The organism is Sulfurimonas lithotrophica (genome assembly GCF_009258225.1).
Taxonomy (GTDB): Bacteria; Campylobacterota; Campylobacteria; order Campylobacterales; family Sulfurimonadaceae; genus Sulfurimonas; species Sulfurimonas lithotrophica.
In genome coordinates this window covers 1,828,179-1,850,894 of sequence record NZ_CP043617.1, presented here as the reverse complement: position 1 = coordinate 1,850,894, position 22,716 = coordinate 1,828,179, and the positions used below count along the sequence as shown (strand labels likewise).

Below are 22,716 nucleotides of genomic sequence, written 5' to 3'. Positions count from 1 at the left end.
GTGTAGTGTACAGTTGGGTATTGTGGTTCCACTTATTATCGTTGATTTCTTGGTTTGCAGTTTTATTTTACATGCCGAGACTTTTTGTTTACCACGCGGAAAATATTGAAAACAAAGGTTTCTGCGAAGTTGTAAAAGTTATGGAGATGAAGATATATAAATATATCGGAGTCCCTGCTATGTGGGGGACGATTTTAAGTGGTTTTTATTTGGCATTTGAAATCGGATTTAAGGGTAATGCCTGGCTACACGTAAAAATAACGCTTGTTGTTTTGCTTATGGCTTATTTCTTTTCATTGGGTTATTACAGAAAACAATTTTTGGAAGATAAGTGTGATAAAAGCGGAAAATTTTTCCGTGCTTATAACGAAGTGCCGACTCTAATACTTCTTATAGTTGTTTGGTTAGTGGTGTTCAAGCCATTCTAGCGTTCACCACGCTTCTTAGCCTTAAACAATAACGGTGTTCCCGTAAAATCAAAAGCTTCTCTTAACTTATTTGTCAGATATCTTCTATATGTGAAGTGAAGCCCCTTTGGTTTGTTCATAACTATGGCAATCTTCGGTGGGCGTGTTTCATACTGCGTAGTATAGTAGATGCGTATTACCTGACCGTGCATAGTCGGTAACTGATGGCGTTGCTGTGCTTTATCTATAACTGCATTTAGTTGTGAAGTAGTAATTCTTTGTGAATAGTTTTCATTGATTTTTAAGATCATATCATGAAGTTTATCTACACGCTGATGCGTATTTGCAGATAACGTGATTATAGGTGCATAGGCTAAAAATTTAAATCTGTCTCTTACTTCGTTTTTAATTCTTTCAAACTCATTTTTATCGGCTATATCCCATTTGTTTAAAACGATGATACAAGCAAGTCTGTTTTGATCGACCAAGCCTGCTATCTTTTCATCTAAGTCTAAAAACGGCTCACTTGCATCTAATACAACCAAAGCCATATTTGCATTCTCAAGCATCTCTTTGGTACGCATCAGGGCATATCTCTCAATACCGTCAATCTTTCCGCGACGTCTAAGACCTGCTGTATCTACAAATGTAAGTTGTTTACCCTTGTAATCAATACTCTCATCAATAGGATCGATTGTAGTACCGCTAACATCACTTACAACAGAGCGTTCTTCACCTAAAAGTGCATTTAAGAGTGAACTTTTACCAACATTGGTACGACCGATTATTGCTATTTTTATATGGTTTATATCATTTTCGTCAAACTCTTTTATTTTATCGTTTTGAGCAAAAATGGAGTCATCTTCTACTTCTTCTTCATCCGTGTAAAAGTAACCGTCCTCTTCATCTTCAAACTGAGCAAAAAACTCTTCATCGTTAAGTTCGTTTTCATATTCTGGAATTTCAGGTTCGCTTATTATTTCTTCGGCTTCTTCGTCTATAATATCCGAGTCCGGAATGTGGTTATATATCCATTCTAAAAGATTAACAGTACCGCGGTTATGTGAGACAGATATTCCAAAAATAGCATCGCATCCAAACTCGTAAAAATCCCAAAGTTTGTCTTTCATTTTGTCGTTATCAATTTTGTTTACAACCAAGGCTATATCTTTACCCATAGTTTGAAGTTCATAAAAAAGTTTTTTATCTTCATCTTCAGGTAAGCCTTTTCCGTCCACCATATAAAGAATTATGTCTGCTTTATGGGCAGCTTTTAGCGACATATCTTTTATTTTGTCATATAGCTCACAACCCTTGTCTAATCCACCGGTATCAAGTAACAAAGCACGTTTATTGTTTATCACTACTTCACGTCTTTTTACGTCACGAGTAGTCCCTGCCATATCTGATGTTATAGCGTCTCTTTTTTTTACCAAACGGTTAAAAAGTGAGCTTTTTCCGACATTGGGACGACCTATAATTGCAATTTTTTTCATGATAAACCTTATTTTAACGAGTAGAAAGTAGTTAATTTGTAATATTTGTGGAATTATATCATAAAGAGAGTATCGCTTAGGTTGTAAAAACTTACAACCTAATTAAAAAAAATATTAGTCTGAAGGAAATTCTTTGTCTAATTCTTCTAAGGCATTTTTAGATTGAAACTGTTGCCATAGTGCATTATCGTTTTTAAAACTTGTTTTAACCGCATCTTTTACTTTTGTATTTACATTTGATTCGGGTACGGTTACTAAAAGATAAAGATTTCCTGCAGGAGATGTCCATGCATCTATAGCTTTAGAACCCTGTAAGTCCACTTTTGCAATCTGTTTTGAAACGGCAGTAGTAACCTGATCTACCGTCTCGTCATTACCGTTACCTGTAGTACGGGTAAATGTTTCTACTTTGTCTTTGACTTGAGAATTAATCTGTTGAGCAAGATTGCTTCTACCGTTTGCCAGTGCTACTCTTTTCATATGTCCCATTCCCGCAGCAGATTTTTTAGCTATACCGACACCTGCATAAGCACCTTCTACTATAGGTACACAAGTCCATTTAGGAGCTAAAGCTCCATCTTGTTTACATTCAAAACTAACTTGTGGTTTTTCAGCGGGCTTTGATTCTTTTTCACTACATCCTGTGATTGACATAGCGATTAAACTTGCTAAGGCAATTGTATATACAGTCTTTATCATAATAAATTCCTCACTTTAAATTTAGTTGATTATACTCTCAGGAGTCTTAAATAAAAATTATTAATTAAGTTACTTAACACCTAAAAAATCAAATATACCAAGCTTTTTGATTTTACTATTTTGGTGTATCAAAGACTGTGCTTTTGCATCTGAATAGCTTTTTCTCGATTTAGCAGAAAAAGTGTGCTGCTTAAATGCAACTTTGTTTTTGTTTAAATCATATGTAGTGTATTTGACTAAAGATTTAGACTTGTTAAAACCGTAGTCTTGAACATTTTGCGTAGTAGATGTTATAAAAATTTTTAAGGATTTGTCGCTTTTTGGTTTTGAACTTAGTTCAAGTCCGTTTGAGCTTAAAGCAGTTTTTACACCTTTAACAAAGCCCATAGAATTAACGTCCGAGAGTACGTATATGCTAATCTGATTTTTTAGCTCAATATAATCAGAATATAGATTGTTCAGATAGTTTATTTCACTTATATTGTTATAAGAGTTAATCAATAATTTTCTAGCTTCTATTATTGAAGCTAATTTAGCAAAGTTTTTCATCTCATTATGCAAGATACTATATTTTTTTAACCATGAATCGTTTTCTTGAATAGAATCATAGTTTTCTTTTGAGTTTTTTAGTCTTTTAGTGGCGATGATATCAAATCTATCAAAAATTGCCTTTCGAGGAGTTTTTAAAAGTATAAGCTCTTGATCGTTAAACTTTTGTGTCTTTTCTATTTTAAGCTCTATTAGAGACATCGTATTTACAAGGCGTTCATTCTCTTTTAAAATAGGCGTTAAATCAAAACTATCATCTAACTTCAGTTTTGTAGTTTTATTTGTAAAAACCGAATCCAAGTCTTTTTGTATTTGTTCTCTTAAGTTTATGATAGCTTTGTTTTTTGCGTGTGTCAAACTCTCGCCGGATGCAACTGAGTAAATAAATTTAAAATCTTTTGGAGGTGAGGTGTACCAACTCGGTGCATGTTTTGGTTTAGGTGCCGAACATCCTGCAAATATAGCTATTATTATCGCCGTTATAATATATTTATACATTTTTCCCTCATTTTCGTTGATATAAAATTTTATCTTAAAAGTTTTAAATAATACTTGATGTGTATAATTTTAACTATGAAATATTATGCTTATGAAAATTTTAGAGATGATACAAAAGCTTTAATTAAACAGATAGACGAGTTTAATCCACAAGCTGTTGTAGGTATAGCAAGAGGCGGTTTGACCTTAGCCCATTGTATAGCCGAAGGAATTGGCTTAAGAGAGGTTCAAACATTAAGAACCGAACTTTACGACGATACGAAAAAAAGAGAATGTATCAGCGTATTTAATATGTGTGATTTTGAAAAAGACATAAAAAGAATATTGGTAGTTGATGATATAGCCGACAGTGGAGACACGCTAGATGCAGTTATGAAAGATTTAAAGGCGAAAAATTTAGAAATTGAGTTTAAATCAGCTACACTTTTTTATAAAAAAACATCTATATACAAACCTGATTTTTGGATAAATGAGGCTACCGAGTGGATAGAGTTTTTTTGGGAGAAGGATTTTTTAAAGTAAGACTTCTCTAAAAACTCTAATATTTTTTGTTAGTAACCGCAGTAGTTTCCGTCACATCCCGGAACCGAACCGGCATCTTTTGCACTTCCGATTAAAAACTTTTTAAGATATGATTGTTTCTTTTTTGTAAAATAACTGTCATTTAAAATTTCCATAGCCTCTTTGTCCGATTTATGCAAATCTTTGATTGCCGTATCTGATTCATCATAAATCATTTCCCATTCAAGTACCGTGTGCATCTTTGCACCTCTAAATGGGCTTCCGTGACAGGATACACACAGTTTTTTATAGACTTTCATCCCTTTTGAATTGTAGGCGTAAAGATTTTGTGATGCTAATAATATTGCTAATGCTAATAATATATTTTTCATTTTTTCATTCCTTTTAAATATCTTTTTTGAACGTCTTTAAGTATAAAATTAAAATCAGCAACATCCCAATAACCTAAAGAGTAGTCAATTATATTTTCATTCTTATCTAAAAAGTAAAGCATCGGAGTGGCTTTTGCATTAAGTTTTGAAGGAAAAAAATCTTTATCTTTCATAACTATAACCGAGCTGTATGCTTTGTTTATTTTTTGGACTATGTTTTTGTCTTCAAGAGTGGTTTCTTTGAGTTTTTTACAGAATTTACAATCTTTGGAGGTTATAAATACAAAAACAAGTTTATCCGTTTTTTTAGCTTTTTCAACGGCTGTTTTGTAGTCCTTATTCCACTCTATAGAATCAGCAAAAAGTGAAAGGCTTAACGCTAATAATATTAAAAAATATTTCATTAATCTACCTTTGTTAATAACGATAAGTGCAGGTTAACGAAAAATCGTTTAATATAAACTTTTATTATATTTTTAGTTTTTTATTTTCTTTTTTCTTTTATAAGTTCATATGCTTGATTTATCTCTTGTGTTTTAGCAGTAGCTTCTTGCATATAAGCATCATCTTTGCCTTGTGCTTTTATAATATCCGGATGATACTGACGTACTAGTTTTCTATATGCTTTTTTGATTGTAGCCATATCATCGTTTGCATCTACGCCTAAAAGTTTATAAGCATCTTCAATGTTTTCTTTAGGATGGACATTTTTAATCATTTGCTCAAACTGATCAAATATAGCATGGTATGCATTTGGATCAAACTCAAAAGCTTCGGCTATAGTTTGTAAAACTCTATCTTCATTTTCACTTACTTCACCATCTACAAATGCAAGCTGAATTAAAAATCCCATAAATTGCTGTTGTTTTGCTCGATCTCTTTTTATCGCAGAACCAAGTCTGTGAGCTATCTCTTCTAAGTCATCCAGTCTGTTTTTTTCTTCTGAGAAGATACGCTTTAATATATCTTTTGTTTTCTCAGGTTCAGGAAATACCGATGAGATATCATCAAACATAATTCCTACAAGTTCAGCTTCGAGTGAATCGACTTTGCCATCAGCCTTTGCAACTTTTGCGACAAGTGCTACAAAAAGTCCTAAATCACTTTGTTTTATAGACTCGTATGAGACGGAAAAATTTTTAAATGCTTCTTGGGAGTAAGCCGTATATCTCGCATACGATTTAAATATATAATAAAAAACGGCTCCTAAAATAGCCAGTACGATAATGTTACCCATAAAAGTCCTTTGTAATGTAGAAAATCATAGAAGTATATAAGAAAAAGTTTAATGTAAATTAACTATAATTTTCACGTAAAAATAAAAAGGAATATTCAATGTCAAAATCTTATTTAGAATCACATCCGGATGAAAACGGTTATTTTGGAAAATATGGAGGAGCTTTTATTCCACCTCCTTTAGTAGAACCGTTTGCGGAGATTACAAAAGAATATCAAAAATTAAAAAATGACCCTGAATTTATTGCCGAACTAAAATATGTACGTAAACATTATCAAGGTCGTCCAACGCCTATATCTTACGCTAAAAACCTTACCAATCACTGCGGGGGAGCAAAAATATTTTTAAAACGTGAAGACTTAAACCACTCGGGTGCACATAAACTTAACCATTGTATGGCTGAGGTAATACTAGCCAAAAAACTTGGCAAAACAAAAGTTATAGCTGAGACCGGTGCAGGACAACATGGTGTAGCCCTTGCAACAGCTGCAGCGTACTTTGGGCTAGAGTGTGAGATACATATGGGTGAGGTCGATATTAAAAAAGAGCATCCAAATGTTGTACGTATGAAGATTTTAGGTGCAAACGTTATCCCTGCAACTCACGGATTAAAAACGTTAAAAGAAGCAGTTGACTCTGCATTTGAATCTTATGTACCACAAGCAGATACTGCACTCTTTTGTATAGGAAGTGTAGTTGGTCCGCATCCGTTTCCTATGATGGTAAGGGATTTTCAGTCTGTTGTAGGTTTTGAATCAAAAGAACAGTTTTTAGAGATGGAAGATAAACTGCCCGATGCTGTTATTGCCTGTGTAGGAGGCGGTAGTAACGCTATGGGTATATTCTCTGGTTTTATTGATGATGAAGATGTAGCATTAATTGGGGTTGAGCCTATGGGTCGCGGAGTAAACTTAGGTGAACATGCAGCTTCACTTACATATGGAGAAGAGGGTGTTATGCATGGATTTAACTCTAAAATGCTAAAAGATGCCGATGGTGAGCCTGCACCTGTATATTCTATTGGAAGTGGGATTGATTATCCTTCAGTTGGGCCTGAACATGCGTACTTAAATGAGATAGGGCGTAGTAAAGTCGGGCTGTGTACAGATGAAGAAGCCGTAGATGCATTTTATAAACTCTCTCAACTTGAAGGTATCATACCTGCACTTGAATCTGCCCACGCCGTAGCATATGCTATGAAGCTGGCTCGTGAGATTGGTCCGGATAAAACCATACTTGTAAACTTAAGTGGACGCGGTGATAAAGATATAGATTTCGTAGTTGAGAACCATCCTATACCAAACGCTAAATTTTAAGTAATATTTATATAAACATGAGTGGATATAATTCCACTTATGAACAGACTTAAGAATATGAATAAAGGCGTCAAGTATATGCTTGTAGCCTCTTTTACTTTTGCCATTATGGGAGCATTTGCAAAACTTGCTTCTGCACATATGTCATCACTTGAAGTTGTTTTTTTCAGAAATGTTTTTGGTGTAGCAATTATCGCATATGCTATATACAAAAAACCACTCCAAAGTAAGGGCGGTAAGCCTTTTTTACTTTTATTTCGCGGGACTATGGGTTTTGTTGCACTTCTAGCTTTTTTTTATAATATTGCACATATCCCACTCGGAGATGCAATGACCTGGTCTAAAACCTCACCAATCTTTACAGCTATATTTGCTTGGGCTTTTTTATCTGAACACTTAAGCAAAAAAGCATGGTTTGCTATTTTTATAGGATTTATCGGTATTGTATTTATTACAGAGCCTACAAATATAGGTTTTACAAAGTATGATGCGCTAGGTCTTTTTAGCGGGATAGGGGCAGCCCTGGCTTACACCTCGATTAGAGAGCTTAAAAAACATTATGATACGCGAGCTATAGTGTTATCGTTTATGGGTGTGGGAACCGCCGGACCGATAATTTTATTTTTTGCATCTGAATTTTTTTATATGCCAAGCCTTGATTTTATGCTTGGAGAGTTTGTGATGCCAAGCGGGATAGTTTGGTTTTATGTGATTGCAATGGGTGTACTTGCGACTATTTCTCAACTTCTTATGACAAAGGCTTATTCTGAGACAAAAGCAGGAATTGTCGGAGCCGTATCATATACAAATATTTTGTTTTCTATCATTGTAGGGGTTATGCTCGGAGATGCCCTGCCTAGTTTATCCGTAAGTACGGGTATAGTTCTTGTAGTACTCGCAGGTATCTTGGTCGCAAGGGCAAAGTAAGAAAAATAAGGTATAATCATATTTCTAAAAATTAAAGGTAAAAAATGATATTACTTAGTGGACCTTGTGTTATAGAAAGTGAAGAAAATATTTTTAAAATTGCAAAAGAGTTAGAGAAGTATCATAATGACGATGCAATAGATTTTTACTTTAAAGCAAGTTTTGATAAAGCAAACCGTACATCTTTAGAGTCATTTCGTGGACTAGGGATAGATGAAGGTTTAAGAATTTTACAAAAAGTAAAAGATGACTTCGGATATAAAGTTGTAACAGACGTACACGAATCAACTCAGGTTGCTCAGGTTGCAGAGGTTGTAGATATGCTCCAAATTCCTGCATTTTTATGTCGTCAGACAGACCTTCTTGTTGCATGTGCACAAACAGATAAAAAGATAAACATCAAAAAAGGGCAGTTTTTAAGTGCAGATGCTATGAAATATCCTGCTTTAAAAATCTTGCAAACACGTGGATGTAATGAAGCAACATATGAGAACTCTAAAAAACATGGACTCTATCTGTGTGAGCGTGGAAACTCTTTTGGATACGGTAACATGGTTGTAGATATGCGTAACCTTGTTATGATGAGAGAATATGCACCGGTTATATTTGACGCAACTCACTCTGTTCAGATGCCAACTGCACAAGATGGTAAAACTGGTGGAGATAGCTCAATGGTTCCATATCTTGCTAAGGGTGCTGCTGCGGTAGGAGTTGATGGTTTCTTCTTTGAGACACACTTTGACCCAAGCATTGCACTAAGTGATGGACCAAATATGATAAAGCTTGATGAGTTAGAAAACTTAGTAGAAAAAATTAAAAAAATACAGGAGATATAAAATGAATTTAATTGAGGGAAAGTTAAGAGTTAACGGTGGTAAAAAAGTTGCTATAGTTAGTACGAGATGGAATCATTTCATAGTTGACAGATTAGTTGAGGGTGCTGCTGATGCATTTGCTCGCCACGGTGGTGAAGCTGCAGATTTAACTCACGTTTTAGCACCTGGTGCATTTGAATTACCAATGGTAGTCGAGAAACTTTTAGCATCTGGAAAGTATGACGCTGTATGTGCTTTAGGTGCAGTTATTCGCGGTGCTACTCCGCACTTTGATTATGTATCAGCTGAGGCTACAAAAGGTATCGCTAGTGTTAGTTTAAAATACCAAAAACCTGTATCTTTTGGACTTTTAACTACTGATACTATCGAGCAGGCAATCGAGCGTGCAGGTACAAAAGCAGGTAACAAAGGTTTTGAAGCTATGACTACGGTTATAGAATTACTTGACTTATACGAGAATATGTAATGGCGACTCGTCATCATGCTCGTATGGCTGTTGTGAGCCTATTATATGCCTATGATTTGGGTAACGGAAATATAGCCGAACATACGGCGGAGATTTTAGAAGAGAAAAAGATTCGCAATAAACAAAAAGACTTTGCACTAGGTCTTTACGATGGTGTTATGGAAAACTTGGCAAAGATTGATGAGGCCATTATCAAACATCTAAAAGATTGGGATTTTGAACGTTTAGGCTCAATTGAGCGTGCAACTCTTCGTTTAGCGGGTTATGAGATTTTGTTTGGTGATTTGGATTCTGCGGTAGTTATTAACGAAGCAGTTGAAATCACAAAAGCTTTTGGAACAGAACAATCTCCAAAATTTATTAACGGTGTTCTAGACGCAATTAGTAAAGATAAGTAATATCTAATGAAAAAAATAGTTTTTTTATTTATTTTTTTTAGCACACTAGCATTCTCTGCAAATGAATGTGTAGTGTGTCATAAAGGGATAGAAGATATTCGAGACAGAAACTCATCTATGATGAGCGAGATTTTAAAAATTGCAGATAAAGCAGGTCATAAAGGTAATGACTGCATCGTTTGTCATGGCGGTAATCCGTACAATAAAAGTAAAGAGTACGGACATAAAGGGACTATAAAATATTTTAAAGACAATGAGGGTCCAAAAGATTTTTATCCATCGCCAACAGATCCGCTTGTAAATAAAAATACTTGCGGAATGTGTCATGAATCCCAAGTAGATGCACAATATAGTTCTATGATGATGGATATTAAAGTCGATGTTAATGAGACAAACACTTCTGAGTACTTACATAAAAAAATTGGTTCTGAACAATTTTTAGCTTATATGGATAAGCTCTCTAAACAAGAGTCTGAAGCATTTTCAAAAAAAAGTAAAATTCCACATTCTAAATTTTCTCACAATAAAGGTTGTGCCGTTTGTCATATACCTTATGCAAAAGATGGATTATACAAAGGTTCAGATGTAAGAATCAATAAAAAAAGATCAAATCATCTTTTAGTTCATCAGATTCAAAGTTCTTCAAACGTTATAGTGAATGTAGATGATAACAACTATTCGGGTGTATCTGTCCAAACTTGTGCCAGATGTCATAGCGATAAAAAATTTACGGCTCTTTCATATCAAGGTTTATTGGATACAGGCGATAAACATCATCTACATATGCAAGAAGACATTCACTTTAAACGCGGTATGTTATGTCAAGATTGCCACACTTCAAATGATATGCACGGTAGCGGGCTTGTTTCAAATGAGAATTTGGCTGCTGTAGAGATCGAGTGCCAAGACTGTCACGGTACTACAAAAAAGTACCCTTGGGAATTGCCGCTTGGATATTCAGACGAGTATAATACAACTTTGAGTAATGACAAGGGCAGAGGTGTTGTAAAAGATGTTGCAAAATACTTAAAACAAGGTTTTGTAGCCGATGCAAAAGATGGTTATCTGCTTAGTGCACGTGCCAATCCTCTGCCAAATGTAGTAAGAAAAGAAAACAGTGTAATAGTGCATCTGGCAAACGGTAAAAATATAGAATTAAAACCTCTAAAACTTTTAAAAATAAAAAAAGAGTTATCCAAAGATGCACTTGTTGCAATGGATGCTATAGATGCACATACAAATAAGTTAGAGTGTTATACCTGTCATGTAACATGGACACCACAATATTATAAAAGTAAACAAAACAAACTCTTAAGATGGGAAGATCCTGCTCTTGCCCAAAACGGTGAAGGCAGAATCAGTCCCGTAATTCAAAAAAATCATAAAAGTTTAACCGCCCAACCTCATAATATAAGTAAAAAAACTAGAACTTGTGAGAGTTGTCACAGTTCAAATAAAGCGATGGGATTTGGGATAGATGGAGTTAAAAGTAGTTTTACAAAAGTAAAAGAGATAGACAGCAACTTTACTTTAGCATCTACACTAAGTAAAGAACAACTAAATAAATTAGACCGTAGAGGGATGTGTTTGTCTTGCCATGAAAGCATCCCAAAAGGAAACTTGGCAGTATCTGTTATGACACATGCAGCTGAGATGGCAGAATTAAATATAGATACAAAAATGCATAAAAATATCTTATATCAGATTTTACATATAGGTGCTTGGACTCAGGTTTTAGGGGCAGTATTAGTGTTGTTAATAATTGCTTATTTAATTTATGCTAACTTTATAAAAAAGAAACCTGTAAATCCTAGAAATGAAGGGTGGAAATAATGAAAAAAATAGTTTTAATAACTCTTTTTGTATCGTCTATGTTTGCAAATGACATCATTATAAAACAGAGTAGTTATAGTGTAGATAAAACGATGCAAAACATAAAAGATATACTAAATGCCAAAGGATTAAATATTTTTGCCGTTATCGATCATCAAAAAAATGCAAAAAATATAGATATGAATATGAATGAATCCAAAGTTATAATATTCGGTAATCCAAAAGTAGGTACAAAGTTTATGAATGAAAATATGGCAAGTGGACTTGACTTACCTTTGAAAATAATAATATATAAAGATAAAGACTCTAAAGTGAAATTAGCATATAGAGATGGAACTTGGCTTAAAAAAGAACATGGTTTAAGTTCAAATAAACTAATAAATAAAGTTAGCAATGCACTAAATAATATTACAAATAAAGCGATAAAATGAGTAGATTAACAAAAGAAGAAGCATTAGATTTAATAAAAAATGCCGACTTAAAAGAGTTGGGGAAGATGGCAACGGCTCGTAAAAAAGAGTTGCATCCAAAAGGTGTTACAACTTTTGTTGTAGATAGAAATATAAACTATACAAACATTTGCTGGGTCGATTGTAAATTTTGTGCATTTTACAGACATGAAAAAGATGAAGATGCATACGTACTTAGCTTTGATGAGATAGATGCAAAGATAGATGAGCTTTTAGAAATCGGCGGTACTCAGATTTTGTTTCAGGGCGGGGTGCATCCAAAGCTAAAAATTGAGTGGTACGAGGATTTGGTCGAGCATATCCATACAAAATATCCGACTATAACTATACACGGTTTTTCATCTATAGAGATAGATTTTATAGCACGTGTATCACGCATCAGCGTACAAGAGGTACTGGCTCGTTTAAAAGCTAAAGGTCTTGCATCTATTCCGGGTGCTGGAGCTGAAATACTCTCAGACAAGGTTCGTGATATTATAGCACCTAAGAAAATTGATTCTGATGTGTGGATTGATATACATCGTCAAGCTCACAAACTTGGCATTATGTCAACGGCTACTATGATGTACGGAACAGTTGAGACAGACGAAGATATAATAGACCATCTGGAAATGGTAAGAAATCTCCAAGATGAAACAGGTGGTTTTCGTGCATTTATTATGTGGAGTTTCCAATCTGACAATACGGAACTACTTCGTCAAATTCCCGATATGGAAAAACCATCTTCAAACCGATACTTAAGACTTTTAGCCGTTGCAAGACTTTATCTTGATAATGTCCCTAATATACAAAGTTCATGGGTTACACAAGGTCCGTACATAGGTCAAATGGCACTTAAATTCGGTGCGAATGATTTAGGTTCAACTATGATGGAAGAAAATGTAGTAAGCAGTGCGGGTGCTAGTTTTAGAATGGCAAAAGACGAGATGGTGCATCTTATACGTGATATCGGAGAATCGCCGGCAATTAGAAATACGGCATATGAGATTTTAGAGAGATTTTAAGATGCAAAAATTTTTAATAATATTTTTATTGATAGGACAAGTTTTAATGGCAGCAAAAATAGAGTATATAGAAGTAAATGATTTAAAAGTTCCTGTTATCTTTGAAGAAGACAACAGATTACCGCTTGTTAATATGCAGTTTGTTTTTCAAAATGCCGGAAATATAGCCGATGGTGAAAAACCGGGACTTGCAAAGTTTAGTGCAGCTATGATGGGTGAGGGTACTAAGACTCTCGGTTCATCGGCATTTGCAGAAGCTTTAGAAGCAAAAGCTATTCATATTTCATCATCTACCGGTCGTGAAACTTTTGTTATTGAAGCTAGCTCTATAAAAGAGGAGTTTGATGAGACTTTAAAGTATTTTGATATGCTTTTGAGCGATCCCAACCTAAGCATGGATGCTCTTAAAAAAGTAAAAAGTGTAAAACTCGGTTCACTTGCGAGAAAACAAAATGATTTTGATTATGTAGCTGCTAACGAGCTAAAATCTATTATGTTTGAAAATACACCTTTGGCAAATCCTGCATCTGGAACACTTGAGAGTGTAGAGTCCATTGAACTAAAAGATGTTAAAAACTTTTTAACACAGCACTTGGTAAGTAACAGACTTATAGTTGTAGTCGGCGGTGATATATCTTTGGACGATACAAAAAAGAAATTAAAAAATATAATTTCTAAAATGCCAAAAGGTAAGATGCAAAAACTAAAAACTTATGAAGTTACAAAAGAGGTAAGTGAAAAAGTACTTAAAAAAGAAACTGAACAGGCTTATGTGTATTTTGGTTCACCTTATGATATGGATGTAAGCGATGAAGATTATTATAAAGCACGCGTAGCTACTTTTATACTCGGAACAGGTGGTTTTGGAAGTCGTATGATGGAAGAGATAAGAGTAAAAAGAGGTCTGGCTTATTCAGCTTATGTCAGAGTCAATATAAACAAATCAGGCTCATATATGAGCGGATATCTTCAAACAAAGATAGAATCTATGGAAGAAGCAAAAACTACCGTTAAAGAGGTTATAAACGAGTTTGTAAAAAACGGTGTAACACAAGATGAGTTGGAACAGACTAAAAAGTTTTTACTTGGAAGCGAGCCGCTTAGAGTAGAGACTATGAGTCAAAGGTTAAGTCGTACTTTTCAAAACTACTATAGAGGTCTGCCTTTAAACAATTCAGAAGTTGAACTACAAAAAATTAAAAACATTACCTTGGATGAATTAAATGAGTATATTAAAGCTCATCGCGAGATATTAAATCTAAGTTTTGCGATAGTTACCAGATAATTATTGCAAAATGACATATTTTAAACAAAGATATTATTAATAGCTTATAATTTTTCATAATCTATTAAAGGGCAGGTTTTGAAGTTGACTAAAGAACAGGATGAGAAGTTTAAAAAACTTGGAATATCTTCGTTTATAGAACTGTCATTAATTATCCCTAATTCATATGAAGATTATCGTATAAATAATTTCTTAGTAGAACATAAGTCTCAAGTCATAGATGCAACAGTAGAATCTGTGTATCGTGCTCCAAATTCCATACAAATTACTTTCTACGCTCACAATCTCGGACATAGCATTCAAGGTGTTCTTTTTCGTCCGCGTCCATATATGATGCATCAATTTAAAGTGGGTGAGAGGGATTATTTTTACGGTTTATGTGATTGTAAAATGGGTAAGTGCACTATGACTATGCCTAAAAAAATATCGCAAGTAGGAGAAATAACCCCTAAATATAAATCTACACTACGAAGTGACGTTTTGCAAAGGTTTATACAAAAAAATCTTACTTTAGAAAAGCTAGCAAGTGAGGGTTTAAAAGAATATATTGCCACAGAGATACTAAAACTTCACTTTCCTGCATCCATACCCTCAAAAGAGTTAGAAACTCCAACTATAGATGCATTAAAATATACCGAACTTTTTTCATATATGAAGCAACTTAGCGTTAAAAGAAGATATTTTAGCGCACTCTCATCAAGTGCAAGAGATTATAAAAAGTGGGCTGGGACTCTTCCATTTGAATTAACGCAAAAACAGATAGAGGCTATAGAGGATATAAAAAAAGATATCTCAAAAGATGTAGCTGCAAAAAGGATGATAGTCGGAGATGTAGGAAGCGGAAAAACAATGGTAATACTTGCAGCTGCATATATGAATATGCCAAATAAATCTATACTTATGTCACCAACTACAATTCTTGCAAATCAGCTATACGAAGAGGCTAAAAAGTACCTCCCCTATGCAAAAATAACACTAGTCACAAATAAAAGCAAAAAACTTGATTTAAGCGAATATGATTTGATAATAGGTACACATGCTCTTTTATATAGGGAATTACCAAAAGCCTCTTTAGTGATGGTAGATGAACAACACCGTTTTGGGACTCAGCAGAGAAATATGCTGGAAAAACTGGTAAGCAGTGGAGATAAAAAGCCTCACTACTTGCAGTTTTCCGCTACACCGATTCCTCGTACACAGGCTATGATAGAAACTGCACATATAGATGTAAGTCTGATTACATCTACACCCTTTAAAAAAGATATTACTAGCAAAGTTATCCACAAACAAGATTTTAAAGATTTACTTGGACATATAAAAAGTGAAATAAGTAAAGGTAATCAGGTTCTTTTGGTTTATCCATTGGTTGAGCAAAGTGAAGTTTTAGAGTACCAAAGTATAGATGAAGCTAGGGGATATTGGGAGAAAAATTTTGATGGCGTATATGTAACTCACGGGAAAGATAAGGAAAAAGAACAGGTACTTTTAGATTTTGCCAAAGATGGAAATATCTTAATAGCTACAACGGTGGTAGAAGTTGGTATATCTTTGCCAAAACTCTCTACTGTTGTTATAGTAGGGGCTGAGAGATTGGGCCTTTCAACCTTACATCAACTTCGTGGACGTGTAAGCAGAACTGGGCTTAAAGGGTATTGTTATCTTTATACCAATGCATCTGCTTCTGAGAGATTAAATGAGTTTTGTCATACTGTAAGCGGTTTTGATATAGCTAATATGGATTTAAAATATAGAAAAAGCGGAGATTTGTTAAAAGGTGTAAATCAAAGCGGTTCTCAGTTTAAATGGATTGATTTGGCTGAGGATGAAAGCATAGTTTCAGTTGTAAAAAAAGATTTAAAATCTTGAAACTTTGTTTCAAAGCTTTAGTGCCTCAGCGGCTAGCGGAGTAAATGGAATTATTTCCATTTACGGGACTAATTAATATAGTCCAAATTTACCGTCGTTTCTTTTGTAAAGAACGCGAGTTTTATCTTCATTGTCTAAAAAGATTTCAAACATCTTATTGCTCTCTTTTAAGTCGTTTAATACATCCTCAACTTCACGAGGTTTATATAAATCAAGCTCAACAGGAACAATCTCATCTTCCATAGCTTCTGCTGTTTCTTTTACATCTACATCTTCAGATTTGATTGTATTTAAACCTACTTTTTGATGATCAACTTCTTTATCATGCATACGACGAAGTGCTTTTTGAGCACGCTCAATTGCAATATCTATCGCAGCATATAAGTCATCATCGTTTTGTTTAATAATTACGGAGTTTTTACCAGCCATCGTGATAACAAACTCAACCATTGAGTGTTCTTTACCCTTTTTTGTTTGTGCAGATGCAATAACATTTACACTTGTAATACCCATATTGTACTTATTTAAAGTCTCTATTGAAGAGGTCATATGGGTTTTTATAGCATCAGTTAATTCTAAATGTCTACCTGTTAGGGAGATATTCATAAATATATCCTTTTAAAGTTTTTAAGTCGCGAATTATATCATAGTTTTTGTATGGTTCTTCTGAAAAATCTTATAGGTTCTGCTCCCGTGACACCTGTAGGTACAGTAACCGTCACATCCATAAGTACTGAACCGTTTTGTTCCTCCGTGGATAGATTGTCTATATAGTCCGTACAACCTGAGGGTGATGTACCTATATATCGCATGCTAATATTAATATCATAAAGACCGTCTAAATTATTTATAGATAAATTATCTTCACAACCGTCTCTAGCTATTTCATATAATGCATACTCGATAGCACTTTTTGTATGAAGTTCTACTTGTTCATAAAAATATTGGTCAATTGTTCTTTTTGAAGTAATAGCAGTTGTATTTAGTGATAAAAGCATAATCGTAGCTACGACTATAATAACTCCTACCGCCATTATCATAGCAAAGGCCGAACGATTGCCAATATTATTGGTACCCCTAAAATTATTTCTTCTTTCAGTAAACATTTTTCTTTTAAAAATGTTCCTTATAGAAGATTTTAGGGGCACTAAAACACGGTTTTTTCTTTGCATAGTGCATATCCTTCAGCATTATTTATTAAGTCGCTTTTAACACATACCTGAATCTTTATCATAGAACCAACTGCTCGAAACTGAAAAGTTGCTACATTTTCCATAATAGTACTTTTTTTAGCGACATTGTCTGTATATCTTTCGCCATTCCAAGGTTGGTAATCATAGTAAAAAACTAAGTTATAAGTACCATTTCCTTTACCGTCATCCTCAATAGCTACGGCATTAGCAGTCCAAGAAAGCTGATAGTATTCATAAATATCTACACCGGCAAAGTTACTATTAAGACTATTTTGTGCAAAAGCAGTAATACGATGCATAGCTGCACCTACACCGGCTACGGCTGCACCTTGCCAACCGTAACTACTATTTACATCATTATTAGAACCTATAAAGTATATGGCTGCATCGTTTATCGTGCTATTAGTATCAGATAGGATTTGTATTAAGTTATTAATTTCCGTAGTATTAGTTTCAGGTGTATCAATTGCAGCACCTGCAGCTACAGAATTGTTTAAATCAGCTATACCGCTCCAAAAAGGTCTCGTGTTCCCACGCCATCCATCTATATCTCTTTGGACCCACTCTAAAGTACGGTAGTTTCTATTTGGGTCAATACTTTGTATACCTACAAAAGTAGTATTATCATCTTCTTTAGCTATTACAGAATCAGGTATACGGTAAGATAAACGTTTTGCAATGAACTCTACCGCTATTGAACTCTGGTCTTGGAGTTTGTTGTTTATTTTTGTATGTAAAAAATTTTGATAAGATTGTGCTAACAATTCAACACCAAACTTGCCGAGTATTCCAATGATAACAATAACAAAGATGAGTTCTAACATTGAAAAAGCTGATTTTTTAGTCATTGATGTAGCCTCTTATAGTAATCTACTTCTCCTATATTAAAAGTATAAGAATTTAAACTAGTAATTGTATCTCCAGAAGTATTATATATAGTTACGGTTACTCTTTTTGCGTATAGGCCGTTTATATTTGAAGCAGTTACGTTAACATCGTATTTATATTCATTTTTATACGCATCTGATGATGTATCATTAATAAATAAATCTTCATTTGTGACTATATTATCATCAATGTCGTCTAAATCTCCCGCATCTGAACCAAAAGCAGATATACCGGTTGTAGTGTCATCCAAGCATCTTCTGTGAAGAGCTTGGTTTATATGACCCGGTCTTAATTTAGTTGAAGCATTACAATCTACAGCAATGTTGATAACTTTTGCTAAACCTGTAGCATTTACATCCACAGCTTCATTTATAGAATTTTCATCCCATCTGTAAGACAACACTTGGTTTATCTCAGCCGATGCAGCAAAAATCGCTTCTTGAACAAGATTGTTTTTTACCCCTTCTCCTACAGCATTTGTCATTATAGGGACTGATGCTACTGTTATACCTATGATGACGATTGCAAATATAAGTTCAATCATAGAAAAAGCAAAACGTTTTGTGTAAGGTACTACCACATAATTCTCCTATTTGTTTTGCTTGCACCGCTTGTTTGCGATGTTGAGTTTGCATCGTCAACACCACCCCAGTCTTGACTACTTTTAACAAACTCAACTTCAAATTCATTTTTATCATCATTTGCATCGAATTTGTTATATATTAACCAACGGGATGCATTATTTTCCATAGTAGCTTTATAACTGTATCCACTACTTTCATCATAATCTAAGCCAACTTGTGTCGGTGTTCCTGCAATAATACCTGTAATATCGACTTTATTTGTATTTTTTTGTGAGACAGTACCGACAATCCCGTCACTTGGTGTGTGTAAAGCGTTTACATACCATCTAGGATCATTTGTTGAATTTGAATCAACACCGTTAGGTAATAAACTTTTGTTACAGTTAACACCAAAACTGTCAACGCCGTTACAATAAGATTCAAAGTATATAAATGTATTTCCAATATCACCTGTAATTATTCTTCTTGGAGTATTAGTTCTTCCATATATAAATGTAGCATTACCATTACCTGTACCTATGTCTTCTCCTGTAATATTTGCATCAGATGATGGTGAAATTTGGGTGTAATATGAATCAGCACTAATGTTTAAGTCAGCTGCCAAAACTCTAAAAGGATTTATAGCATTATTTACCTCTCTAGGGAAATTAAATCTAAGCATTTTAGATGTGTTGTTTTCATTCCAAGCAACAGTATATTTACCTGCAATAAATCCAAGTTTAGCATTTGGAATGCTGGTTGTATTCGCATCATTATGTAATAGGTCAGCTATAGAAATATTTAGTCCAACAGGATTTTCATAGTATGGTGCACCAGTTGTAAAGTTAAGAGTAGTACCGTTGTTTTCGTTTTGTGCAACTACAAGTACTTGCACTCTAGCACCCATATCAAAAGTTGAAATGTTTGTATCATCTATATTTGATAAGTATGTAAAAGTACTTGTTAATCCATTATTATTTGACACATTCAAATCTTGTATTTTAAAATGGTGTGGAATAAAAGTTACATTTAAATCTCCACAAATATAAGAACCGTCTTCGTTACAGTTGTTATATAAAGATGCAGATGGATCATTAACAGAGCGATTGTCTTCTAAGTCAACTTTTGCCCAGTTTTTATCCTTAAGAATAAGCGTTACTTTTCCGACATCGTCAAATTCCATTCCAACAACATTATTGTCTGTACCGTCAGTAGAGATACCGTTTAATATATTAAAAACAGATTCACTGGAGATACTTGCAGAACCGCTAAGTGTTGTAGCTGTACCATCGGCTGAATTTACTACAGAATCTCCAAGTGTTAGATTAGATTTAGTTTGGTTATAGTTTGATGTTTGAATATCTGTATGTCCTGATGAATCATAATCATAAGCTTTTACAGTTGTGTTGTATGTTGAACCTGAACGCATTAAGTCAGGTACATGAGCCGGTGTATTTGGATCACTGATTGTAATATCAAATCTGTCAGGTCTAATGGCAAAATTGTCACTTGAACAATCAGCATCTCCGGAGTCAAGTGTACACATTAGACATCCGTAGTCGCTACCATATAAAGGGTTATATCCACAGGCTTCTATCTCTTCTTGGGTTAAAACTTGACCTGTGCCTTGTTCTTGTCCACAACTTCTTCCCCCATTATTTGAATCACAGGGAGAACCGTTACTGGCAAAACATCTGTCATATGCTTCTTGACCAAAAGAAAGTCTATATTGGTTAGAATCATTTACACATTGACCTAGTCCTTGTAAGTTACCGGTTGTAGAAGAATTAAGCATACATGTTGCAATTGTTGCATTTGCTTCAGCACTTGCACTTATATACATTTTACTAAAATCGAGCGATGTTATATAAAATCTAGTATCTTTATTTGCATATGATGGCATAACTACATCTATATCTGAAGTAACTTGACCGTTATTTATACTAATAACGGTAGGGTTACCGTCTGTGTCATACAATACATTTTTAGTTGAACAAGTTGAATCAGAAATATAAGGAATTATCCTGAATTTTAAATTGCTATCAATTGAAGAGTAAGCAGAAGCATCACCGGAAGTATCTAAATATACGCCGGTGATAGTTTCTGTTTTATTTGAAACTTTTGTAGTTATAAACTTTGTCCCGGCATTATAATCAGAAATAGTTGTAAAATCATTTACTATATCTGCATTGGTCGCACTCACTTCAGGTGGATTTGGGTCATATGCACGACAGATACCTTGAACTTTAAGTTCATCTATCTCATGGTTATTACATCCTCCACCTGTTCCTGATGTAAATGCAAAACGAACATATTCAGGGGTTGTACTTTGTCCGTTTGCACCAGCTTTTGCATCAAACTTATTTATAATTACTTGATATCCGTTTCCATCGTTTATATCTCTTTCTAGAGTTATATAAAGATGAACAGGATCTCTTGCATCTGCAGTAAACCTGTATTTGTGTTTCGGTTCTGCTGTGTTAGTATTTTTAACGGCAACCCTCGGATTAAGTTGAGCTGAAGAAGCTAAATACTCATAACCATCTCTACCGCTTCCATCACCGCGTATAGTCACATAGTTAGTATAGCTTTGTGCATTAAATGGAGTATTGGAATCACATGAAGTACCTACTAGTCCACCTTCTCTACTCTCGTTACAGTTTCCAAAGTTACCGTACTCATCTATACCAAGACCCAACCATCCACCTTCAAAACCATCGTTTGAATCATTTTGAGCATACCCCATAGAACCACCGAAGGCCCCAGGTTGAGGAGAAGCTCCTACTGCCGAATCATAAAGAACGGCAACTATACCGTCTGCACCATATGTCCCAAGACCATCATGACTACTCCCACAACCGCCATAAGCATATTGTTCAAATTCAACTATAATCATGTTTTCGCTAGATTTAAACTCATAGTCTTTTGTAACTGCAGTTGCAAGATTTTTTTCACCGCTTGTCAGTCTTAGTCTTCCATCAACGATTTGTGGTGTAAAACCGCCACTACTGTATAATGTACGCCAATATTCATCTAGTTCTGTTTCAAAATCATCTTCATAACATGTAGGTATATTGACTTGTTCAAGAATTATTACTTCTGTTGAACTATTTGTTCCCATCTCTACTGAACCGTCTGTAACAGATATTGAACTTAAATCTATGTAGAAGTTTTCGTCAAATTCAATAGGTACGTCATGTATAATTGGAATAGTAAAAGTAGCTTCAGTTGTTCCAGCTGTAATTGTAACAGTTTGATTTGTATATGGAATATAGTCAATATTACCGATTGCACTACCGTCTCTAGTAGTGTAGTTTATACTAACATCTTGAAATATAGGTTTTGAAAGGATTATTTTTATTGGTAATAATTTACTAGAACCATCAGGTGAGTTAACTTCTTCAAGTATTTCATATAAGGCATTTTCAAAACCTATTGTGGCAGGAGTTATAAATTCAAGATTTAGTATAAAGTCAAGGGTTTGTCCCGGATTTTGTTCTTCGACCATAATATAATAATCTGTACCTGATGTTACTGCCATTGAACCAGTATAATCTAGATCATTGCTATCACCTCCGTATATTTCATTACCTCCACAGCTTGTACCAATATTAATAATCTGTTTTAGAGAATTTTTTTCTATATTAAACGATAAAACTCCATTAACATCTGTATTAAATTTAAAATATCTGGTGTAGCCTTCTGAAGCAGTAGAATTCTCACTATAGGATGCATTAGCATCCATTGTAGTAGCGTCTATATTTGCAACAAGTTCTGGTGATGTACAATCATATGTTGGTGCAGCATTAAGATTGACAAAAGAAAAAAAGAAAATGATTGAAAAAAGAAACAACTTTATGTTAAAAGTATTCATTATTAGACTCCTAGGATG

At 34.3% G+C, this 22,716-nt stretch carries 23 protein-coding genes; 12 read left to right on the top strand and 11 right to left on the bottom strand.

Going from position 1 to position 22,716, the window contains the following annotated elements:
- Nucleotides 1-5: 5 nt before the first annotated feature.
- Complete coding sequence (gene hemJ, locus FJR48_RS09275) at nucleotides 6-428, top strand: protoporphyrinogen oxidase HemJ (RefSeq protein WP_152307854.1); 423 nt, start codon at nucleotides 6-8, stop codon at nucleotides 426-428.
- Here the strand turns inward: hemJ and der are convergent.
- From der to FJR48_RS09260, 3 genes are all read right to left on the bottom strand, one after another.
- Nucleotides 425-1,903, bottom strand: coding sequence for a ribosome biogenesis GTPase Der (der, locus tag FJR48_RS09270; protein ID WP_152307853.1), 1,479 nt, complete (start codon nucleotides 1,901-1,903; stop codon nucleotides 425-427). The genes hemJ and der overlap by 4 nt on opposite strands.
- 114 nt (nucleotides 1,904-2,017) lie before the next feature.
- Nucleotides 2,018-2,602: an LPP20 family lipoprotein gene (locus FJR48_RS09265; protein ID WP_152307852.1), complete on the bottom strand. Its 585-nt coding sequence runs from the start codon at nucleotides 2,600-2,602 to the stop codon at nucleotides 2,018-2,020.
- Nucleotides 2,603-2,671: 69 nt separating this feature from the next.
- The gene (locus FJR48_RS09260) at nucleotides 2,672-3,649 is read right to left on the bottom strand and encodes an LPP20 family lipoprotein (RefSeq protein WP_152307851.1); all 978 of its coding nucleotides are present in this window, start codon (nucleotides 3,647-3,649) and stop codon (nucleotides 2,672-2,674) included.
- 57 nt (nucleotides 3,650-3,706) lie between these two features.
- Here FJR48_RS09260 and FJR48_RS09255 point away from each other — a divergent pair, with 57 nt between their 5' ends.
- Nucleotides 3,707-4,171, top strand: a complete 465-nt coding sequence (locus FJR48_RS09255) for a phosphoribosyltransferase (protein ID WP_241856050.1) — start codon at nucleotides 3,707-3,709, stop codon at nucleotides 4,169-4,171.
- A 29-nt stretch (nucleotides 4,172-4,200) separates the two neighbouring features.
- On the opposite strand, the gene FJR48_RS09250 is transcribed toward FJR48_RS09255, so the two are convergent.
- The 3 genes from FJR48_RS09250 to FJR48_RS09240 all read right to left on the bottom strand — a co-directional run bounded on the left by FJR48_RS09250 (nucleotide 4,201) and on the right by FJR48_RS09240 (nucleotide 5,779).
- Nucleotides 4,201-4,542 (bottom strand): cytochrome c, encoded by a 342-nt coding sequence (locus FJR48_RS09250; protein WP_152307850.1) that lies wholly within the window; start codon nucleotides 4,540-4,542, stop codon nucleotides 4,201-4,203.
- Entirely contained in the window at nucleotides 4,539-4,946 is a 408-nt protein-coding gene (locus FJR48_RS09245; RefSeq protein ID WP_152307849.1) for a thioredoxin family protein, read from the bottom strand. The genes FJR48_RS09250 and FJR48_RS09245 overlap by 4 nt, the downstream gene beginning before the upstream one ends.
- Nucleotides 4,947-5,026: 80 nt before the next feature.
- Nucleotides 5,027-5,779 carry a TerB family tellurite resistance protein gene (locus tag FJR48_RS09240; RefSeq protein WP_152307848.1) on the bottom strand — a complete coding sequence of 251 codons (753 nt, stop codon included), beginning with the start codon at nucleotides 5,777-5,779 and terminating at the stop codon, nucleotides 5,027-5,029.
- Nucleotides 5,780-5,877: 98 nt separating this feature from the next.
- Between FJR48_RS09240 and trpB the strand changes: the two genes are divergently transcribed.
- The 10 genes from trpB (at nucleotide 5,878) to recG (ending at nucleotide 16,180) form a co-directional block, all read left to right on the top strand.
- A complete protein-coding gene (gene trpB / locus FJR48_RS09235; RefSeq protein ID WP_152307847.1) occupies nucleotides 5,878-7,095 on the top strand; it encodes a tryptophan synthase subunit beta in 1,218 nt (405 codons plus the stop codon).
- 39 nt (nucleotides 7,096-7,134) lie between these two features.
- A complete protein-coding gene (locus FJR48_RS09230; protein ID WP_188108568.1) occupies nucleotides 7,135-8,022 on the top strand; it encodes a DMT family transporter in 888 nt (295 codons plus the stop codon).
- A 44-nt stretch (nucleotides 8,023-8,066) separates the two neighbouring features.
- A complete protein-coding gene (gene kdsA / locus FJR48_RS09225) occupies nucleotides 8,067-8,858 on the top strand; it encodes a 3-deoxy-8-phosphooctulonate synthase (RefSeq protein WP_152307845.1) in 792 nt (263 codons plus the stop codon).
- A 1-nt stretch (nucleotide 8,859) separates the two neighbouring features.
- Nucleotides 8,860-9,324 carry a 6,7-dimethyl-8-ribityllumazine synthase gene (gene ribH / locus FJR48_RS09220; protein WP_152307844.1) on the top strand — a complete coding sequence of 155 codons (465 nt, stop codon included), beginning with the start codon at nucleotides 8,860-8,862 and terminating at the stop codon, nucleotides 9,322-9,324.
- Entirely contained in the window at nucleotides 9,324-9,722 is a 399-nt protein-coding gene (gene nusB, locus FJR48_RS09215) for a transcription antitermination factor NusB (RefSeq protein WP_152307843.1), read from the top strand. Before ribH ends, nusB begins: the two co-directional genes overlap by 1 nt.
- Before the next feature lie 6 nt (nucleotides 9,723-9,728).
- A complete protein-coding gene (locus tag FJR48_RS09210) occupies nucleotides 9,729-11,555 on the top strand; it encodes a cytochrome C (RefSeq protein WP_152307842.1) in 1,827 nt (608 codons plus the stop codon).
- The gene (locus FJR48_RS09205; protein WP_152307841.1) at nucleotides 11,555-11,986 is read left to right on the top strand and encodes a DUF302 domain-containing protein; all 432 of its coding nucleotides are present in this window, start codon (nucleotides 11,555-11,557) and stop codon (nucleotides 11,984-11,986) included. Before FJR48_RS09210 ends, FJR48_RS09205 begins: the two co-directional genes overlap by 1 nt.
- Entirely contained in the window at nucleotides 11,983-13,029 is a 1,047-nt protein-coding gene (locus tag FJR48_RS09200; protein WP_152307840.1) for a dehypoxanthine futalosine cyclase, read from the top strand. The genes FJR48_RS09205 and FJR48_RS09200 overlap by 4 nt, the downstream gene beginning before the upstream one ends.
- Nucleotide 13,030: 1 nt before the next feature.
- Nucleotides 13,031-14,314 (top strand): M16 family metallopeptidase, encoded by a 1,284-nt coding sequence (locus FJR48_RS09195; RefSeq protein WP_241856049.1) that lies wholly within the window; start codon nucleotides 13,031-13,033, stop codon nucleotides 14,312-14,314.
- Nucleotides 14,315-14,392: 78 nt separating this feature from the next.
- Nucleotides 14,393-16,180, top strand: coding sequence for an ATP-dependent DNA helicase RecG (gene recG / locus FJR48_RS09190; RefSeq protein ID WP_152307839.1), 1,788 nt, complete (start codon nucleotides 14,393-14,395; stop codon nucleotides 16,178-16,180).
- A gap of 72 nt (nucleotides 16,181-16,252) precedes the next feature.
- On the opposite strand, the gene hpf is transcribed toward recG, so the two are convergent.
- From hpf to FJR48_RS09165, 5 genes are all read right to left on the bottom strand, one after another.
- Nucleotides 16,253-16,786, bottom strand: coding sequence for a ribosome hibernation-promoting factor, HPF/YfiA family (gene hpf, locus FJR48_RS09185; protein ID WP_152307838.1), 534 nt, complete (start codon nucleotides 16,784-16,786; stop codon nucleotides 16,253-16,255).
- A gap of 38 nt (nucleotides 16,787-16,824) precedes the next feature.
- Nucleotides 16,825-17,220, bottom strand: coding sequence for a hypothetical protein (locus FJR48_RS09180; RefSeq protein WP_241856048.1), 396 nt, complete (start codon nucleotides 17,218-17,220; stop codon nucleotides 16,825-16,827).
- 107 nt (nucleotides 17,221-17,327) lie between these two features.
- Nucleotides 17,328-18,221 (bottom strand): type II secretion system protein, encoded by an 894-nt coding sequence (locus tag FJR48_RS09175; protein WP_152307837.1) that lies wholly within the window; start codon nucleotides 18,219-18,221, stop codon nucleotides 17,328-17,330.
- Nucleotides 18,218-18,841: a type II secretion system protein gene (locus FJR48_RS09170; protein ID WP_152307836.1), complete on the bottom strand. Its 624-nt coding sequence runs from the start codon at nucleotides 18,839-18,841 to the stop codon at nucleotides 18,218-18,220. The genes FJR48_RS09175 and FJR48_RS09170 overlap by 4 nt, the downstream gene beginning before the upstream one ends.
- Entirely contained in the window at nucleotides 18,835-22,698 is a 3,864-nt protein-coding gene (locus FJR48_RS09165; protein ID WP_152307835.1) for a Calx-beta domain-containing protein, read from the bottom strand. The genes FJR48_RS09170 and FJR48_RS09165 overlap by 7 nt, the downstream gene beginning before the upstream one ends.
- Nucleotides 22,699-22,716: the final 18 nt, after the last annotated feature.

What these genes read in the sequence shown, in the direction of transcription:
- FJR48_RS09165 (WP_152307835.1), bottom strand. Translation starts at nt 22,698, where the DNA reads ATGAATACTTTTAACATAAAGTTGTTTCTTTTTTCAATCATTTTCTTT.
- FJR48_RS09180 (WP_241856048.1), bottom strand. Translation starts at nt 17,220, where the DNA reads ATGATAATGGCGGTAGGAGTTATTATAGTCGTAGCTACGATTATGCTT.
- FJR48_RS09260 (WP_152307851.1), bottom strand. Translation starts at nt 3,649, where the DNA reads ATGTATAAATATATTATAACGGCGATAATAATAGCTATATTTGCAGGA.
- ribH (WP_152307844.1), top strand. Translation starts at nt 8,860, where the DNA reads ATGAATTTAATTGAGGGAAAGTTAAGAGTTAACGGTGGTAAAAAAGTT.
- FJR48_RS09175 (WP_152307837.1), bottom strand. Translation starts at nt 18,221, where the DNA reads ATGACTAAAAAATCAGCTTTTTCAATGTTAGAACTCATCTTTGTTATT.
- FJR48_RS09230 (WP_188108568.1), top strand. Translation starts at nt 7,135, where the DNA reads ATGAACAGACTTAAGAATATGAATAAAGGCGTCAAGTATATGCTTGTA.
- trpB (WP_152307847.1), top strand. Translation starts at nt 5,878, where the DNA reads ATGTCAAAATCTTATTTAGAATCACATCCGGATGAAAACGGTTATTTT.
- FJR48_RS09250 (WP_152307850.1), bottom strand. Translation starts at nt 4,542, where the DNA reads ATGAAAAATATATTATTAGCATTAGCAATATTATTAGCATCACAAAAT.
- FJR48_RS09240 (WP_152307848.1), bottom strand. Translation starts at nt 5,779, where the DNA reads ATGGGTAACATTATCGTACTGGCTATTTTAGGAGCCGTTTTTTATTAT.
- FJR48_RS09205 (WP_152307841.1), top strand. Translation starts at nt 11,555, where the DNA reads ATGAAAAAAATAGTTTTAATAACTCTTTTTGTATCGTCTATGTTTGCA.
- FJR48_RS09210 (WP_152307842.1), top strand. Translation starts at nt 9,729, where the DNA reads ATGAAAAAAATAGTTTTTTTATTTATTTTTTTTAGCACACTAGCATTC.
- FJR48_RS09255 (WP_241856050.1), top strand. Translation starts at nt 3,707, where the DNA reads ATGTGTATAATTTTAACTATGAAATATTATGCTTATGAAAATTTTAGA.
- FJR48_RS09265 (WP_152307852.1), bottom strand. Translation starts at nt 2,602, where the DNA reads ATGATAAAGACTGTATATACAATTGCCTTAGCAAGTTTAATCGCTATG.
- der (WP_152307853.1), bottom strand. Translation starts at nt 1,903, where the DNA reads ATGAAAAAAATTGCAATTATAGGTCGTCCCAATGTCGGAAAAAGCTCA.
- FJR48_RS09200 (WP_152307840.1), top strand. Translation starts at nt 11,983, where the DNA reads ATGAGTAGATTAACAAAAGAAGAAGCATTAGATTTAATAAAAAATGCC.
- hpf (WP_152307838.1), bottom strand. Translation starts at nt 16,786, where the DNA reads ATGAATATCTCCCTAACAGGTAGACATTTAGAATTAACTGATGCTATA.
- FJR48_RS09195 (WP_241856049.1), top strand. Translation starts at nt 13,031, where the DNA reads ATGCAAAAATTTTTAATAATATTTTTATTGATAGGACAAGTTTTAATG.
- nusB (WP_152307843.1), top strand. Translation starts at nt 9,324, where the DNA reads ATGGCGACTCGTCATCATGCTCGTATGGCTGTTGTGAGCCTATTATAT.
- FJR48_RS09245 (WP_152307849.1), bottom strand. Translation starts at nt 4,946, where the DNA reads ATGAAATATTTTTTAATATTATTAGCGTTAAGCCTTTCACTTTTTGCT.
- kdsA (WP_152307845.1), top strand. Translation starts at nt 8,067, where the DNA reads ATGATATTACTTAGTGGACCTTGTGTTATAGAAAGTGAAGAAAATATT.